The 15,220-nt window shown below is 35.2% G+C and carries 18 protein-coding genes; 9 read left to right on the top strand and 9 right to left on the bottom strand.

What is annotated here, in order from left to right; all coding sequences use genetic code 11:
• Positions 1-13: 13 nt before the first annotated feature.
• Positions 14-457, bottom strand: a complete 444-nt coding sequence (locus tag ABE34_RS14840; RefSeq protein ID WP_197143288.1) for an SACOL1771 family peroxiredoxin — start codon at positions 455-457, stop codon at positions 14-16.
• Between the two features lie 352 nt (positions 458-809).
• Between ABE34_RS14840 and ABE34_RS14835 the strand changes: the two genes are divergently transcribed.
• On the top strand, positions 810-1,526 hold the full coding sequence (locus tag ABE34_RS14835) for an NUMOD4 domain-containing protein (RefSeq protein ID WP_197143287.1): 717 nt from the start codon (positions 810-812) through the stop codon (positions 1,524-1,526).
• Between the two features lie 45 nt (positions 1,527-1,571).
• Here ABE34_RS14835 and ABE34_RS14830 read toward each other — a convergent pair whose 3' ends face one another.
• Both ABE34_RS14830 and ABE34_RS14825 read right to left on the bottom strand, forming a co-directional pair.
• The gene (locus ABE34_RS14830) at positions 1,572-3,275 is read right to left on the bottom strand and encodes a GNAT family N-acetyltransferase (protein ID WP_241747083.1); all 1,704 of its coding nucleotides are present in this window, start codon (positions 3,273-3,275) and stop codon (positions 1,572-1,574) included.
• A 267-nt stretch (positions 3,276-3,542) separates the two neighbouring features.
• A complete protein-coding gene (locus ABE34_RS14825) occupies positions 3,543-5,231 on the bottom strand; it encodes an FAD-binding protein (protein WP_197143286.1) in 1,689 nt (562 codons plus the stop codon).
• A 299-nt stretch (positions 5,232-5,530) separates the two neighbouring features.
• Here ABE34_RS14825 and ABE34_RS14820 point away from each other — a divergent pair, with 299 nt between their 5' ends.
• Complete coding sequence (locus tag ABE34_RS14820) at positions 5,531-6,217, top strand: ZIP family metal transporter (protein WP_241747086.1); 687 nt, start codon at positions 5,531-5,533, stop codon at positions 6,215-6,217.
• A 39-nt stretch (positions 6,218-6,256) separates the two neighbouring features.
• On the opposite strand, the gene ABE34_RS14815 is transcribed toward ABE34_RS14820, so the two are convergent.
• Positions 6,257-7,279, bottom strand: coding sequence for an S-layer homology domain-containing protein (locus ABE34_RS14815; RefSeq protein WP_197143284.1), 1,023 nt, complete (start codon positions 7,277-7,279; stop codon positions 6,257-6,259).
• An 853-nt stretch (positions 7,280-8,132) separates the two neighbouring features.
• On the opposite strand from ABE34_RS14815, the gene ABE34_RS14810 reads away from it, so the two are divergent.
• Together ABE34_RS14810 and ABE34_RS14805 are read left to right on the top strand one after the other, a co-directional pair.
• Positions 8,133-8,789, top strand: coding sequence for a hypothetical protein (locus ABE34_RS14810; RefSeq protein WP_197229832.1), 657 nt, complete (start codon positions 8,133-8,135; stop codon positions 8,787-8,789).
• 156 nt (positions 8,790-8,945) lie between these two features.
• A complete protein-coding gene (locus tag ABE34_RS14805) occupies positions 8,946-9,845 on the top strand; it encodes a 3-hydroxyacyl-CoA dehydrogenase (protein ID WP_197143282.1) in 900 nt (299 codons plus the stop codon).
• 208 nt (positions 9,846-10,053) lie between these two features.
• Here ABE34_RS14805 and ABE34_RS14800 read toward each other — a convergent pair whose 3' ends face one another.
• Positions 10,054-10,254, bottom strand: coding sequence for a hypothetical protein (locus ABE34_RS14800; RefSeq protein ID WP_197143281.1), 201 nt, complete (start codon positions 10,252-10,254; stop codon positions 10,054-10,056).
• Between the two features lie 3 nt (positions 10,255-10,257).
• The gene (locus tag ABE34_RS14795) at positions 10,258-10,842 is read right to left on the bottom strand and encodes a sigma-70 family RNA polymerase sigma factor (RefSeq protein ID WP_197143280.1); all 585 of its coding nucleotides are present in this window, start codon (positions 10,840-10,842) and stop codon (positions 10,258-10,260) included.
• 341 nt (positions 10,843-11,183) lie between these two features.
• On the opposite strand from ABE34_RS14795, the gene ABE34_RS14790 reads away from it, so the two are divergent.
• Entirely contained in the window at positions 11,184-11,357 is a 174-nt protein-coding gene (locus ABE34_RS14790; protein WP_197143279.1) for a YvrJ family protein, read from the top strand.
• Positions 11,358-11,507: 150 nt separating this feature from the next.
• Here the strand turns inward: ABE34_RS14790 and ABE34_RS14785 are convergent, their stop codons facing one another.
• Positions 11,508-11,786 (bottom strand): hypothetical protein, encoded by a 279-nt coding sequence (locus ABE34_RS14785; RefSeq protein ID WP_197143342.1) that lies wholly within the window; start codon positions 11,784-11,786, stop codon positions 11,508-11,510.
• Positions 11,787-11,994: 208 nt separating this feature from the next.
• On the opposite strand from ABE34_RS14785, the gene ABE34_RS14780 reads away from it, so the two are divergent.
• Both ABE34_RS14780 and ABE34_RS14775 read left to right on the top strand, forming a co-directional pair.
• On the top strand, positions 11,995-12,216 hold the full coding sequence (locus tag ABE34_RS14780; protein ID WP_197143278.1) for a hypothetical protein: 222 nt from the start codon (positions 11,995-11,997) through the stop codon (positions 12,214-12,216).
• Positions 12,217-12,469: 253 nt separating this feature from the next.
• Positions 12,470-12,754: a hypothetical protein gene (locus ABE34_RS14775; protein ID WP_197143277.1), complete on the top strand. Its 285-nt coding sequence runs from the start codon at positions 12,470-12,472 to the stop codon at positions 12,752-12,754.
• Between the two features lie 51 nt (positions 12,755-12,805).
• On the opposite strand, the gene ABE34_RS14770 is transcribed toward ABE34_RS14775, so the two are convergent.
• Positions 12,806-13,303 (bottom strand): GNAT family N-acetyltransferase, encoded by a 498-nt coding sequence (locus ABE34_RS14770; protein WP_197143276.1) that lies wholly within the window; start codon positions 13,301-13,303, stop codon positions 12,806-12,808.
• Positions 13,304-13,417: 114 nt separating this feature from the next.
• Here ABE34_RS14770 and ABE34_RS14765 point away from each other — a divergent pair, with 114 nt between their 5' ends.
• Both ABE34_RS14765 and ABE34_RS14760 read left to right on the top strand, forming a co-directional pair.
• On the top strand, positions 13,418-14,011 hold the full coding sequence (locus tag ABE34_RS14765; protein ID WP_197143275.1) for a DinB family protein: 594 nt from the start codon (positions 13,418-13,420) through the stop codon (positions 14,009-14,011).
• On the top strand, positions 14,008-14,340 hold the full coding sequence (locus ABE34_RS14760) for a CHY zinc finger protein (RefSeq protein WP_197143274.1): 333 nt from the start codon (positions 14,008-14,010) through the stop codon (positions 14,338-14,340). The genes ABE34_RS14765 and ABE34_RS14760 overlap by 4 nt, the downstream gene beginning before the upstream one ends.
• Before the next feature lie 237 nt (positions 14,341-14,577).
• Here ABE34_RS14760 and ABE34_RS14755 read toward each other — a convergent pair whose 3' ends face one another.
• Entirely contained in the window at positions 14,578-14,997 is a 420-nt protein-coding gene (locus ABE34_RS14755; protein WP_197143273.1) for a UPF0158 family protein, read from the bottom strand.
• Positions 14,998-15,220: the final 223 nt, after the last annotated feature.

Raw genomic sequence — 15,220 nt, 5'->3', positions numbered from 1 at the left:
ATATGTTCAAATGTTACCCTTGTACAATTTGTACATCACATGCAATGTGAACATTGCCTTTTAAAGCCTTACTAATCATACATGTTTGTTCTGCCTTCTCAGCTAATCGATTAATTCTCTTTTGTTCTCGCTCCGTTAAATTTTGCACAACAATTTTTGGCTTATGAACGATTCTCTCATAAGTAAAAACACCATTCGTGACATCTACATAACCTTCAGCTTGCATAGACAAATCCAACAGAGCAATTTTCGCATTTTCAAGTAATGCAGCCAGTGTAATTAAATAGCACGTCGCTGCCGCTCCAAGCAGCATTTCATCAGGATTTGTCCCAACCCCTGGTCCATTCATTTCTCGAGGAATAGAAATTTTCGTATGGAGATTGTCTGCAACAATCGTACCTGTCCCATTTCTCCCCTCCGACCATTTTAAATTCATATTAAATAAATGTTGAACCATAATAAAATCCTCCTTCTGGTTTGTGGGTATGATTAGAGCGGTTACCCGAGCAGTTCCACACGCTCGGATCAGTTTCTTGATTACCCGACCAATTCTATTACCAACAGAATCACTTTGCAAGGTTGCCCCAAGCGGCTCATCGGACGCCCCCAGGAAGCTTTGCTCTGTGCGAAAGCGTAGCGGCAGCAACAACAAAGCGCCCAGCCGGAGCGGAAATCAACCCCACACTATGGCGAAAAACACTTTTCTAAGAATTATAAAGTGCAATAATACTACATCAAATATTTAAGAAAAACAGAGAAGCTGATTTTATGGTAGAATAGAAAAAACAATTCTTTAGGAGATTTAAAAAATGATTTTAACAAAGCAACAAGCAATACAAGCACTTAAAAAGAACAAATTTATCGGTTTTACTACTAAAACAGGAAATATTATTATGAAAAAAATGAATAAGACCGATTATAATATTTTCGTATTTGAAGAAGGTAAAGATAAACCAGTGCGTTATGTAGGTTCTATTATGAACATAATGGCTACAATGAGCGACAAAGCTTCTAACAAGGATTTTGTCGTTATGGAACAGCTTGCACCTCAAAATAACGAAGAGGCTTCGACTGTGGAGACAGAGGAAGTTAAAGAAGTAGCTACGTCTGTAGAAAAAGAAGAAGTTAAAGAAACTACTAAGCCTGCAGAAAAAGAGGAAATCAAAGAAGCTGCTAAGCCTGTAGAAAAAAACGAAGTCAAAGAAGTAAAAAAAGAAAAGAAAGAAAAAACAGCTGAAATTAATGAAGAAACACGTGCCATTTCAGGTTACGAGGGCTTATATGAAGTTACAGCGAGCGGTCGAATCATTAATGTGCGTGTAAATCGTCCATTAGCTCGATGCAATGATGAATATGGTTTCCATATTGTTCGACTAACAAAAGAAGGTACTGCTTCAAGTCACAATGTGTTTGAACTTTGGAAACAAGCATACCCTGAACTTGAGCAAACTAATTTTAAAGGTGCTCTAAAAGCGAAATATGGTACTGGCTGCAAGCTTTCTGATAAACCAGGCATACACTTTTAATCATAAAAAATCCCTAGCGTCGTTGCATTGACGCTAGGTTTTTTTTTAGATTAATAAAGGTAATAGTGCTAATTGCCATAGATGGTCAATATTTTGTCCTTGAGATTGAAGATATTCTAGCCAATTGTTTTCTTGGCGGTATACCTTTTTCTTTTTAAATAATTGAATTATTATTATCCTCTCTATCCTTTGAAAGTCTAATTGCGCTAGCTCTCTACGTCTTTTTCTTTCATACCAATAAACGGATGTACAGACGGCGATTCCTTCCTTCTGCACATTGGCAACAACTTCGGACAGCTGTTGATTTTTTTCCTTAATGTAGGAAACATTTGATGGAAGCTTGAGTGTAAATCCTGTCGCTTCTTCACGAAATAGTTGATCATGTCTTACATACGCTATTTCATCCGCGCTATTTCTAAAGATCCGATAGCCTTTATGATAGTTTGATACGTAATTAGCACGCCCCTCCCATGCCATCACATCCTGAATAAACACTTCATTAAAATTGGATGTAGCTTTACATTGTCCATTCTTAGCAACATAAATACCAAACATATGAACAGCTATCATGCGATTAATTCCCTTTTTGAAAAAACGGAACCAATCCTTTAGCCGGGCATTTTTTAAAAAATAGTACAACTCCCCAAATCGATTTCGCTTCAATTTCACGAGCTGGTGATTACTCTTTAATTGACCTTTCAATCTGTCTCGTAAGACCATCATCAACCGTAAAATACGCTCTCTTTTGCCGTTTGTACTCATTACCAATTTTCTTGAAAAATCAACATCTGTATACCACTCAAACTTGTAGGGCTCATAACCACTGCCTAAATCATAAAAACGATAGTTTTTGGCGTGTGCTTTGAGCATATTTTCTCTCTCGATTATACGACCAGGTCCGAACATATTAAAATCAGGTTCATGTCCCATAGCTTGGCAAAAATTTCGATCTCTACAGCAAATATCGATCGTAAAGCCAATCCAATATCCCCCAAACTGGAGACTATCTACTTCTACTCGGAATGCGCTACTTTTCTCCTTGGCCAATCGCTCAAAAAAGTGTCGTGTTTTAGCTTCTGTAAAACCACTTGTATCGATTTTCTTCCGCCATCTTCTCGCAAACAAGTCAAACATGCCAGCTAGGCCTTCAGGATGTACCTCTTGAAAAGATAGTTGACCAAGCGCCTTTAACTTTTTTTCACGTCGTTGAATCGATTTAAATTTTTTTCTATGCTTATGAAGAAAATCCTCAAGCTTAATAGATTGAAAATCAATATAAGACGTGACCGTACGAAAAATAGAATGAGCTACTTGATGCTCTATTGCATATTTTTCTAATAGTTGAGATGTATGTTCACTTTCTAACAAGCCATTTAACGCTATAATAAACCGACCATCTTTCTGAGAAAGCTCCTTTAGTAAGTATGTTATTGCGGGTTCCTTCCATTGCTTCTCTGCAATTACGTCCATATAAGTCGCAAACCCTTGTCCTAAAAAAACATAATACTGTATACCACCTAATCGTTGACAACGAACAAACGGGAAAAAGGCTATCGCCGTACCTTTATGTTCGACTATGTAAATCTCTACGTTGTCATGAACACCTAACGTCGTCCACCATGTCGAAACCCATTCAAATTCAATAAATGGATTATTATTTTTTTCACGTTCAAGTATTTGTGACCAAGTACTTTTATAGATCTCTAACTCTTCCATCGTTGTTACGAGTCTATAAGATAGCACGTGCATAATCTCTCCCTTCTAAGTTTTTTACATTAAAGTGGGGATTTTCATTCCCTACGTAGTGTCGCTCAGGCCCTAAACCAAAACTTATAGTTGACATGCATTCCGATAAATATTTCCCCTATTTTTGGGTATGAACCAATTTTACACTTAATTGAATCTATATTCGGATCTATTAACTTATAGAACCCTTTATTCAATAATCAATTGAATGAAGATCAAACGAAAAAACCTAAATCCAGTAAAATACTGAACTTAGGCATTATTACGATGTTAAACTTTTAACAAGGTCAATTGTTCTTTATTACCTTCTTTCGCCATATGCGTTGTTGCAATATAGCTTAATGTCATACCAGGGCCTAATGTTGCACCGGGTCCCGGATAGGTCTCTCCCATTATAGAGGCTGAGCAATTTCCTGAAGCATATAACCCTTCAATTGCAGTACCGTCTGCCTTTACAACACGCGCATGCTCATCCACCACTAAGCCACCTTTAGTCCCAATATCTCCTGGATATAAGGCGAGTGCAAAAAATGGAGCATTAGTAAGCTCTGCTAGGTTCGGATTCTTTAAAGTAGGATCTCCATAATAATTATCATAAGCACTATCTCCTCGAAGGAAATCTTCATCTCGACCATTACGAGCAAAGGTATTGAAACGCTCTACAGTTTCCACTAAATTTTCCACGGGAACATTCATTTGCTCTGCAAGCTCTTCGATTGTTTGTGCACTTTTCACTATACCGTTATCAAACCAACTTTTTGGGAAAGCTTGGCCTGGAAATAATCCTGTGAAAATATAACGGCTCTTTGCTGTTGCATCGATGACGATCCAAGAAGGTATAGCATGGTTTGTTTTTTGATGATGAATATGCATATTATCTACAAATTCATGATAAGGTGCCGCTTCATTCAAATATCGTTTCCCAACACCATCCACAACGATCATATTAGGCACTCCGCGGTCCGCAACTAGAAAGAAAGGTTGCCCTTGTGGATCAATAACGGAAGGGGCTCCCCATACTTTATCCATTAAATCTAGCGTCGCCCCTATTTTTACACTTGGCTCGATAATATCTCCCGTTTGGCCCTCTGGCGTAGAAGTCCATTCTGAGTTTGTTGGTGCCGGCAAATACTTTTCACGATATGCTTGATTATGAGAAAATCCACCCGAAGAAAGGACTACTCCACGCTTCGCCTCAATCCGCATCTCCTGCCCATCTCGAACAACTACGATTCCAATCACTCGATTATTTTCGACGATAAAATCTTTAAATGCAGTCGAGATCCACAGTTCCCCATTCGCTTCTGCAAGTGACATTCGTAATCGAGCAATGAGCGCCTCCCCTAATGCAACAGGCAGACTTCCTGTTACTTTGGATTTCACAAGTCGTAAGCCTAGCTTTAGCGCAGTTGTTTTCCCTTTTGTCGTGCGCCTAATCATATTTACCTTATGAAACTCAGAACTATTCATCGTAAAACCTTTAGTGGACAATGAAGAACGACGCATCGTATCTGCTAATGCCCCCATTTTCTTCAAATCAAAAATCAGCGGCTCAATCGATCGACCTTGAGAGAAGCCACCTGGTTTTTCAGGATAATAATCCGAATAACCTTTCGCATATTGAAAACGCATATGCCGAGTATGATTATCGAAATACCTTAACATTTCCGGTCCTCGTTTAATATAAGCTTCCTTTAAAGCCTCTGGTACACGATCACCTATAGTTGAATCTAAGTATAAACGCGCTAGTTTATGTGTATCAGGAACACCTTCACCCTTAATCACATGATTATTTGGAATCCAAAGTGCACCACCAGACAAGGCAGATGCCCCACCATAACGCTCTGTCTTTTCAATGACTAATGATTTCATCCCCTGTAGCTTTGCTGTCAAACCTGCTGTTAACCCCGCTGCGCCTGAACCTACTACTACCACATCATAACTCGCATCCCATTTCATCCTTCCATTCCTCACCTTCATTAGTAGTTACTAAATCAATGAATCTGGTATTACTACTAAAAAGTATAAAATTTAAACAATATTCAGTCAATTCAACACCACCATAATAGTCAATAACGCAAAATTCGATAATATAACACCTAAAAAGAGATTTATCGAGAAAATGACTTTTAATTTTAGTAATGAATCAAAGAATCTTTTTCTAAAAACTGACTATTATCATATTCGTTTCTATTTAGCATATATTTTAAAACAGCTTAAAGTATATAAAGGGTGGAGGAATTTTGCAGTTGAGTGCAATGATACTTGGTGGTTTTCTATTTTTTAGTGCTAGCATTGGAGGAGCCCTAGCTTGGGTATTCTCAAGGCTATTTCAACATACAACTCATGGATTATCATTATTATGTGGCGGATTTTTAGTGGGCTTACTTGTAGTAGACGTCATTCCTTCTTCTTTTCAATTATATAATTCACTAGGCCTTATACTCGGAATTTTGATGGGCTATTTAATATTTGAAATACTGAATAGTGTATTTCATACTTCCCATACACAAAATCCCTCTGTATCACTACTTGCCATCGCTATCATTATCCATACGATTCCGATGAGCCTTACTGTCGGACAGTTACTAGGGAAATCCGCATTAAGTATTGCCATAACAGCTTCCATTATTCTACATCATCTACCAGAAGGCTTTGCACTTTCAACAGCATTACTATCACAGGGAGAAAGGCTATGGAGACTCTTTATTTATTTTGTAGCATTTTCGATTTTCTTCAGTATTTTTATACAGATTGGCCAATATTGGCAGTTATCCGATAATGCACAAGGCGTACTAATGGGTGTATCGATTGGGTTAATCGCAACCGCCAGTATTTCAGAATTTATTTTGCATCATATTCGATCAGTATCACGAACATCCTTTATAGCCTATATTATATTAGGTTATTTATTAAGTCACATATTTCATATGCTAGTCGAATAAAAAAGCAATCCACCAAATATGTGGATTGCTTTTTATTAATTACTCAGCATCATCAAATAACGCTAATGTTAGTGTGAAAATTTTAGAGAACTCGGCACGTGTAAGATTACCTTTTGGATTAAATTGACCGTTCACTCCGTCAATTATACCTAATTGCTTTAATAATCCGATAGATTCAACAGTTTCTTGACGCATTTTATTTTTGTCTGTAAATGGATTATTTTTGCTAACCTTACTTACATCATAGTCCGTTCCTTCGATATATCTTGCTGTTACAAATGCCATTTCCTCACGTGTAGCAGGTTTATTTGGCTCAAAATTAGCACCATCAAAAATATCAAGTAAGCCATATGCCTCTAAAACCGCTACTTCTTTTGCACCTGCAAAATTCCCCAAATCCTTATATGAAGCAGGACCTTCATAATCTTCCTTCACATCTAATCCAGAAGCACGGAAAATCATAGAAGCTAATTGCCCGCGTGTTACTTTTCCGTTTGGATTAAATGTTGTAGCAGATGTACCATTAATAATGTCGAATTGATAAAGTACTTGGATATAGCTCTCAGCCCAATGACCTATAGAATCTGTGAAGTAACCGCCTGGTTTTAAATCAATAGTTTCATCTTGGAATATTTCTTTAATAAACTCATTTAATTCTTCCTTATCTAAAGGTATCCATTTTCCTTTAATCAAAACTTCTCCTTTAAATGAATTCCCAGATGGAGTAAATTTTACTTGCATAGCGTTACCGTACAACTCTTTAAATTCTTTTTGTTCTTGTGGAGTCATTTCAGGATCTATTGCCCACTTTGCTGTAATACTATTTTTTGTTGTTACAATACCACGCTCATTAATAGCTAATTTGGAAATTAACAGTTGTTTATAAAGGTCCTGGTAAGTCAATGATTGCCATGGAATAACTACAGCAACTTCTTGTTTTGGATGGATAATGCTAGCAACATCTAAATTTTCTCGTACTTGTTCTTGTGCATTTGCTTGTAATCCAAAACCTCCTGTAAAACATGCAATACTAAGTGCACCAGCTATAAGTGTCTTTTTCATTATTATTCTTGCCCCTTTCAATTCATAAATTTAGTGTACTAAAACAACTGTTAGTAAATCTATAAAAATATGTAAGTTATTCAAAATTATAAGAAAGTCCTATTTTTCATAACGTAAAAAATTACCAAATCCCCATGTAAATCCAGAGAGCATATTGCATATTTCTACAATGCATTACGAAGTTTCTTCAGTAAATCCAACGAATTATATCATTATTTCTTATTTCGAATAAACACCCTATCATAAATATGCTTTATTCCTCTTTTTAATTTATGTAGAAAAAATAGTAAACTTGTTCATTCCTTATTAGGTATAAAGTATAGTAACGATATGAATATATTCCCAGTTAAAAAGACTCTAAAGAAATAACTAAGGGTAAAACTATATAGATTGTAGAGGTAGTAATGGAGAATCATTTGAAATAACATTTCTTTGCCAGAAAATAAAAAATACGTCAAGCTAATAACACCGCCATTATTTTGGCGGTGTCTTTAAAACTAATTAGCTCGACGTTGCTGAATTGTAATATACAGACCTAATAACCGGTCAGTTGTCATTACACCATTTTTTAAATCTTTTAAATGCGTATCTTGAATAATACCTTCTTTGATTGCTTGCGCTACTAATCCCCATATAGTAGACCAAAATAATCCTGCAAAGATTATTGGAAAAGCGATCAGTTTTAAAGTTACACTATAAGTAGCATGTTCAATTTTATTTAATGCAAGGGCAGCTCAAGAGCTGTTCTTTTTTATAGCATAAAATTTTAGCTAGATTGTAGTTCTATTTTATTCTATATATTAAAATATTTGATAGATAAAAGATTTCGATCTAAAGAAAGGAGTTTCAATACTTGGTAAATACCCTTGTAAATATATTAGTCCTTATTACTCTTATTAGTATTATTATGGCCGTTGTTTTTCTTCTTCTTTCCGTTTTCCATTTCATCAAATTGGATAGAATTAAAGCTCTAAAAATGCTCAAATTCACCGCGATTCCCATAATCTTTATGATTTTATGTATGGTAGCCTATTGGGATATTTCCCCTGAATATGAAGCTAATAAAGCAAATGTAGCTAATATGTCTGAAAAAGAGCCTGTAGCAAAAGTAGAAACAACAGAAGATGTACCTTGGCAGGATAAAGTAAAGGAAATTGCTTCTCTTACTAGTCCTCCTACTGAAAAGTTCGATACAATTGTAGCCTACGCTAAAAAGTATCCGTCTACAAAGGCTGAAATCAAAGAATTCGAAGATTACATTATTGCCGAATATAAAAACAAAAAATATTTGGCAGACGTACAAAACGATGAATATATGCTAGGAAATATTTTTAAGGCAACTGTAGTGAATAGATATTATGGAGAGGAAGAAACACCTATTAACGATTTTGTTTTTGGGTTTTATCAAAACTCGAATTATACTTTTAAGGGACTCGAATCGACTAATAGTAATGCAATAAAATATAATGAACGCCAAATGGATAATGCGCTAGTAGCTATTGAAAATTAAACGTCACTCTATGGCGTTTTTTTTATTGTTATACTCTCGGGAAAATTAATGCAGCTTAGAATTCTTTATATCATTGGCTATCATTTGATTTTTCAAAATTGAAAGGAGTAGTATGGGATTGTAATAAGGAAAAAAATAACAAAGGGGGAATTTAGGATGGATTATCAAAATATTACGGTTGCAGGTAGCGGTGTTCTAGGTAGTCAAATTGCTTATCAATCAGCTTTTAAAGGATTTAATGTAACGGTATACGATATTAATGATGAGGCATTAAAAAATGCACAAGATCGTATTACAAAATTAAAACCGTTATACCAAAAAGATCTAGGCGCAACTCAAGAAGAAGTAGATGCTGCTTATACACGCTTATCATTTAAAAGTGATTTATCGGAAGCAGTTGCGAATGCTGATCTTGTTATTGAGGCGATCCCAGAAGTTGTTAAAATTAAAACAGAGTTTTACACAAATCTTGGTAAAGTTGCTCCTGCTAAAACAATTTTTGCAACAAACTCTTCAACTTTATTACCAAGCCAATTTGCAGAAGCAACTGGTCGCCCAGAGAAATTTTTAGCGCTTCACTTTGCAAATACGATTTGGAAAAACAACACAGCCGAAATTATGAAACACCCAGGCACTGATATGAACGTATTCGATGAAGTCATAAAATTTGCGCTTGCAATCGGCATGGTTCCACTACCGTTATATAAAGAACAACCAGGCTATATTTTGAATTCATTACTAGTTCCATTTTTAGCTGCTGCTGAATCACTATTAGTAAAAGAAGTAGCAGACCCTGAAACAATCGACAAAACATGGATGATCGCAACAGGAGCACCACTAGGTCCATTCGCGATCCTTGACATTATCGGTATTAATACTTCCCTCAACATTGTAGAAGCGAAAGCCGCTGCTACTAATGATGAAAGCTTGAATAAATTAGCCAATCTTTTAAAAACTGAGTATATCGAAAAAGGCAAACTAGGTCGCGCAACAGGCGAAGGCTTTTATAAATATCCAAACCCAAACTTCGAAAAGCCTGATTTCCTAAAAGGCTAATATTAATAAACGATGTACATAGTATCGTTGCTATGTGCATCGTATTTTATTTTTCCAAGGTCTCGGAATTTAGTCTGCAATTTGAAGTGATAGGGTTGAGTGCGAATGTGATCGGCTTGGCTGTGATTATGATCAGATTACCCTTTGATCTGATCGGCTTGGCTCAAAAAGTACTCTGGTGGTCACTCGAGACTCCTGGCTATAAGGTTCACGAGAAAAAATCCCAAAAACTAGGTGCATCTTGAAATTCTACTGTTGCAAGCTTTTCTATAATTTTCAATTTAATTTCTTGTTCCAAATCTTCTCTTTCCTGAAAGTCTGTATTGTGCAAACATTGTTTTATTTTCGGTATGAAATTCTCTATAATTGTTAGCGTCTCTTCATTGTATCGATTTTCTAAAATCACCATATATTATTCCCCCTTTTTATTGAATGTATTATTGAGTTTATTTAAAGCCTTCCTATGAAGGTTTGATATATTCTGTGGTGTAGTTTGTAATGTGTGAGCTATTTCTGTTATAGAAAGTTCTTTTACATAAATCATCTCTAATATTTGAAGCTGTTTAACCGTTAGTTTTTGCAAAGACTTTAAAAGCAGTTCATCTTCAATATTGTCCAATAATCCTCCACCAACTATATAATCCAGTTCCTTTTCAATGCTTGCATCTTCTATTAGCTCTTTCGCGGTCGTGCTACCTTCTTCTGATAAGCCCTTATCTAATATTAATAAAACACGATTTTGCAGCCTCCTCCTTTTTTTATCAAAATCTAAACTAAAGAAGTAAATTAAATTACTGACGTATTTGATCTTCCGAACATTTATATAGTGAGACTGGAACGATTCATCGACAAGTTTCTTATTACGTTCAGTTGGATGTAAGATCGCGCTTTGCACCAAATACAGATTGTGAGGATCCGCCAAAAAGCTTTTTATGATTGGATTGTTAACTTGCTCATTATTTCTATAGAAGAATTCCTCTATTTTTTGATTCTCCATTTAATGATCCCTCCTATATATCCGCCTTCTTTCTATATAAAGTGAATGATGTATCTATATTATAAACCAAAATAGGAACAAACGTTCTTATTTTGGAATTAAAAAAACACCCTTTTATACAAAAAGTGATTTTATTGATATAGGTCGATGTCTCCTCATGAATAAACTCAATTATGAAAGCATGACAAAATAATATTTTTTAACTATAAGGTTGTTTTTTATTTAGGAAGAATTCTCTTTACATATTACAAATTAAATTTTGATGAGATAGCCAAGAGGTAAGGCCAACGGAGTTGAACCAAGGTTCGAAATCGAGATCCCCTAAGGAGGAGGTTTACATTATGTCACCAGAAAATATTTCAATGTGGATAAGCTTAATAGGAAATTTCGGGTTCCCCATTGCCATTACAGTCTATCTGTTCATTCGATTTGAAAAGAAAATAGATAAATTAGAAGCTGTCATCATGGGGTTATCTGAAGTGATAAAATCTCTTACTAACAAAAACGGAAGATAGTTTGAATCTGTAAAGCGAGAGAAATTCAATCATTTTTCAAGCAAATGAATCAAGCTTGCGAAATAATTAAAACAAGTGAACACCCATCCAATATTTTAGGTTATAGGCGACCTAATTTTACTGATGGGTGTATGACTACTACTAAGAAATTCAAGGTTCCTTAAACCCAAACGTTCCCATTAAAAATGCTAGTAGAAACATTATTAACATATAGGAATTGAAGATGATCAAAATTCCGCGGATATTACCTTTGACACCAAAAATTGCGGTTAATATACCTAATCCTCCTAATATAAATGGCATAAAAATGCTAACATCATAAAGGGATTCATAAAAATCGCTATACCATTTTCCTGAATCATATCCAAACATAAAAATTGTTAAAAGAAAAAAGATAAAAGACAGACTAGAAAATATTTTTTGTTTCAATTTTATCACCACCAGTATGAGTCAAATATGAAATATCAAATATTACAATAAATTATAAAAATAATAACTAATTTTATCCAATTAAAAGCACTTTCAAAATTATGTATTGAGTATAATAAGACTTTAATAGATAAGGAATATTCCATTACCAATCCCCTCCCATTTTCCATCCATTTATTGTATAATTGTATGAACAGGAGGGGAATCTATGATAGCCTATAAGAGAATTGCCGTACTATATTTTCTTATTATGTTCCTTAGCATTTTTATCGCTACACAGATGAACAGTATATTAACTGGTGTGTTAATTCTTGCTTTTTTGTATTGGTTTTTTATTGGCCTTCCCTATTTATTACAAGAAAAAGTAAAGTTTTTCGAGATATGTTGGAGTTGGTTAACAAGAGGTGAAAGAATAGGCCCTAAAAGCTAAAGAGATTTATCTATCAAATTCACTGAATATTACGACTAACGATACGTATCCTGTTCTACCCCGAAAATGTTAGACACTTACTTACATTTTCAGGGTATTTTTTTGCTAGCTGAAAATATATAGGTGGCTATCATTTGACAGATGATGATAAAGGTAATCCTGGGATTTATAAAGACATTTATAAATAAATTCTTTATCACATTATTTTTTTAAGCATACTATACATCAATAAGAGGACCGATTGGAGGCAATTATGATTAGCAACAATAAAATTGCATCGACCAATATCGTGCTGTCAATTTTACTACTTCTATGTATCACCTATTATTATTTTTACAATCAATCACCCCTACAAATTGGAAAATTAGGTCATTTAGGGATTTGGTTAACTGTCCCTTTATCAATAATCAATATAGGACTAGGTTTAAAGCTAATGAAAAATCTAACGAGCAACGTTAGCGGCTACGTTAGTTTTATGATTGCTGTGATTATTTTAATCATTGCCTTGTTTTCACTATTTTATTGGGGCTCGCCGTAAAGAATATCAAACTCCAAATAGCTTGGTAAAAAAGCTATTGGAGTTTTTTCATTATAGAAACAAAACCATATAATCCTCATCAAAATATTGCTGACCTATTTTTAATGCCCTCTTCTCCGTCCCAAAAACTTCAAACCCTAAAGAGGAATACAGTCTCTTCGCTGAAGTATTCATTGACACAACCGTTAGATTAAGCTGCTCAACTTCCCCTAACTCTTTTGCCTTGTTAATTGCTTCAACCATTAAATGCTTGCCAATGCCAAGTCCACGCTTTCCGGGCGAAACATAAACGGCAAAGATGCCTGCTTTATGCTTTAACTTAAGCATACTTTCCTGAACTAACGTCGCAACGCCCACTAAATCTTCTTGATCAAATACCCCTATCGTATAGGAACTCTGTGATTCTAATCTGCTGGCAATCAGCTCAATCGGAGAACCCTTTTCCTCCTCAAAGCTAGAACCAAATGCCTCGGGATTATTTTGCAATCCTTCTAATCGTAATGTCCGATAGGCATTAGCATCTGTAGCTGTTAAACGTCTACTATTCATCTATACCCCTCCCCCAATATTTCTTATTTTTATGACAATTATAAATAATGTTTCATGTACTTTCATCACAAAGTTTCCTAAAATAGGAATAACAGCATAAAGGAGATTCCAAATATGAAATCGAACACTATGGTATACCATTTTCATACATTACAGGAGCAGCGAACTCACTACCTACCTTGCATTCAATCACTCTCGCAGGAGCAACTCTGGCATCGCGAGAAAGAAGATAAATGGTCGATCGGCGAACATTTCTATCACCGGTATCTCATCCTAAAAATGTTGAAAACCGCAACAAAATTTTCACTACTACTTCCCCCTTACGCGAAAATGCGAAGAAACAAGCCATTCGCCACTGAAATACATGATATTTATGAGGAATATAAAAGCAAAAAAGGAAGAGGCATGAGGGCTCCAGGAATATTAGTGCCCCCCTCTAAAATACGTTTTACGCTGAATAGTGATGAAATCGAACAATTACTAGTAAACGAAACGAGCGCAATACAAGAATTAGTAAAAAATATTGAAGAGGATATTGCCGGGCATATTGTCTTTCCTGATCCCATCGCCCACTACCCTAATCTTATTCAATCGATCCAGCTACTTGCTATCCACGAAAAGCATCATTTTAGAATGATGTCGGAGCAATATAATAGATTAATTGCGTCCAGCGAAGTGTTAACTTATGAAAAGAGGTTAGAAATATGATTATTCTAGGAAATGTTATTGATGATCAAGGAAGATGTAAACACTATTCTAATAAGCAAGATACTATTTCAATTAAATTTAAATGTTGTGGCGAATATTATCCTTGCTATAAATGCCATGAGGAAAATTCAAATCATAAAATCCAGCCATGGAAGAAAGAAGATTTTAATGAAAAGGCAATATTTTGTGGTGTTTGTAAAAAGGAATTAACGATTCATGAATATTTGAATAGTACGAATTGTAAACATTGTCATACTCTTTTTAATCCAAATTGCAGTAAGCATTTCCATATATACTTTGGGAGTCATAGTTCTACATGTAATTTTTAAATATATGTGTATTTCATTTTATATCTAAATAATAAAGCGTTTAACAAAGCCTTTCGAAGAGTTGTCTCTTTATGGCTTTTTCTTATGAGAGTAAAAAAAAGAGAGTTCCACATCCCGGTTAGTCCGTTCAAGCGAAAAGAGCCATTGACCGGATTCCCGAAATGTGAAGAGGCAATTAATATTTCTTACACGTTTTATACTAATGTCCCTTTCCTTTATGCATCTGGTGTTTAATTTTCAAGTTTCTTCGCTACCTTCAACTTTAGAAAAATCTTCTAGCCAATCCGTCATTCTGCTCTTAGCATAATCCTGTTCAAATTGATACCAATGATTTTCGACACCAAGTTCATAAATTTTTTCCTTAAAAAATCGAAAAGGCTTTTTTCCGTTAAGCACATTTATTAAATGGATGGTAATCGAATTTGGCTGTTTTTTAGCAAAGCTCATCATGACATCATACATTTCAGAAGATGAAACGGTTGGAATCATCACTAAATCCGCTGCCACTTCCTCATCATCCCAATCAATTTCAGGCTCACCAGTTAAATGCTCTGGCGCATCCAAAAGAACTTCACCTGTTCGACGGTTTAACACATACGACATTTCATCGCTCAATCCATCTAAAAATACTTCCGCAAGTTCATCTAGTAGTTTCAATTCTCTCACCTCACATTAATCTACACACACAAATCTCATTTCAAAGTCTATCCGCGATTTTGGACATCCTATCCACGGTTTCAATGGTTCTATCCACGTTTTTGGTCGTCCTATCCACGGTTTCTTACAAAAAATCCACGCCATCAATCGTAGCTACGGGCTGTTTACTATTTTCTAGATTAGGAAAGCATGCTGAAGTTCAGTAGCCAACTACATAAAAAAA

This window comes from Lysinibacillus sphaericus (assembly GCF_015844675.1).
Lineage (GTDB): Bacteria > Bacillota > Bacilli > Bacillales_A > Planococcaceae > Lysinibacillus > Lysinibacillus sphaericus_E.
This window is presented reverse-complemented; position numbering and strand designations above follow the sequence as displayed.

What these genes read in the sequence shown, in the direction of transcription:
- ABE34_RS14790 (WP_197143279.1), top strand. Translation starts at nt 11,184, where the DNA reads ATGTCACCAGAAAATATTTCAATGTGGATAAGCTTAATAGGAAATTTC.
- ABE34_RS14800 (WP_197143281.1), bottom strand. Translation starts at nt 10,254, where the DNA reads ATGGTGATTTTAGAAAATCGATACAATGAAGAGACGCTAACAATTATA.
- ABE34_RS14760 (WP_197143274.1), top strand. Translation starts at nt 14,008, where the DNA reads ATGATTATTCTAGGAAATGTTATTGATGATCAAGGAAGATGTAAACAC.
- ABE34_RS14780 (WP_197143278.1), top strand. Translation starts at nt 11,995, where the DNA reads ATGATAGCCTATAAGAGAATTGCCGTACTATATTTTCTTATTATGTTC.
- ABE34_RS14835 (WP_197143287.1), top strand. Translation starts at nt 810, where the DNA reads ATGATTTTAACAAAGCAACAAGCAATACAAGCACTTAAAAAGAACAAA.
- ABE34_RS14815 (WP_197143284.1), bottom strand. Translation starts at nt 7,279, where the DNA reads ATGAAAAAGACACTTATAGCTGGTGCACTTAGTATTGCATGTTTTACA.
- ABE34_RS14805 (WP_197143282.1), top strand. Translation starts at nt 8,946, where the DNA reads ATGGATTATCAAAATATTACGGTTGCAGGTAGCGGTGTTCTAGGTAGT.
- ABE34_RS14770 (WP_197143276.1), bottom strand. Translation starts at nt 13,303, where the DNA reads ATGAATAGTAGACGTTTAACAGCTACAGATGCTAATGCCTATCGGACA.
- ABE34_RS14795 (WP_197143280.1), bottom strand. Translation starts at nt 10,842, where the DNA reads ATGGAGAATCAAAAAATAGAGGAATTCTTCTATAGAAATAATGAGCAA.
- ABE34_RS14840 (WP_197143288.1), bottom strand. Translation starts at nt 457, where the DNA reads ATGGTTCAACATTTATTTAATATGAATTTAAAATGGTCGGAGGGGAGA.
- ABE34_RS14830 (WP_241747083.1), bottom strand. Translation starts at nt 3,275, where the DNA reads ATGCACGTGCTATCTTATAGACTCGTAACAACGATGGAAGAGTTAGAG.
- ABE34_RS14775 (WP_197143277.1), top strand. Translation starts at nt 12,470, where the DNA reads ATGATTAGCAACAATAAAATTGCATCGACCAATATCGTGCTGTCAATT.
- ABE34_RS14820 (WP_241747086.1), top strand. Translation starts at nt 5,531, where the DNA reads ATGATACTTGGTGGTTTTCTATTTTTTAGTGCTAGCATTGGAGGAGCC.
- ABE34_RS14765 (WP_197143275.1), top strand. Translation starts at nt 13,418, where the DNA reads ATGAAATCGAACACTATGGTATACCATTTTCATACATTACAGGAGCAG.
- ABE34_RS14825 (WP_197143286.1), bottom strand. Translation starts at nt 5,231, where the DNA reads ATGAAATGGGATGCGAGTTATGATGTGGTAGTAGTAGGTTCAGGCGCA.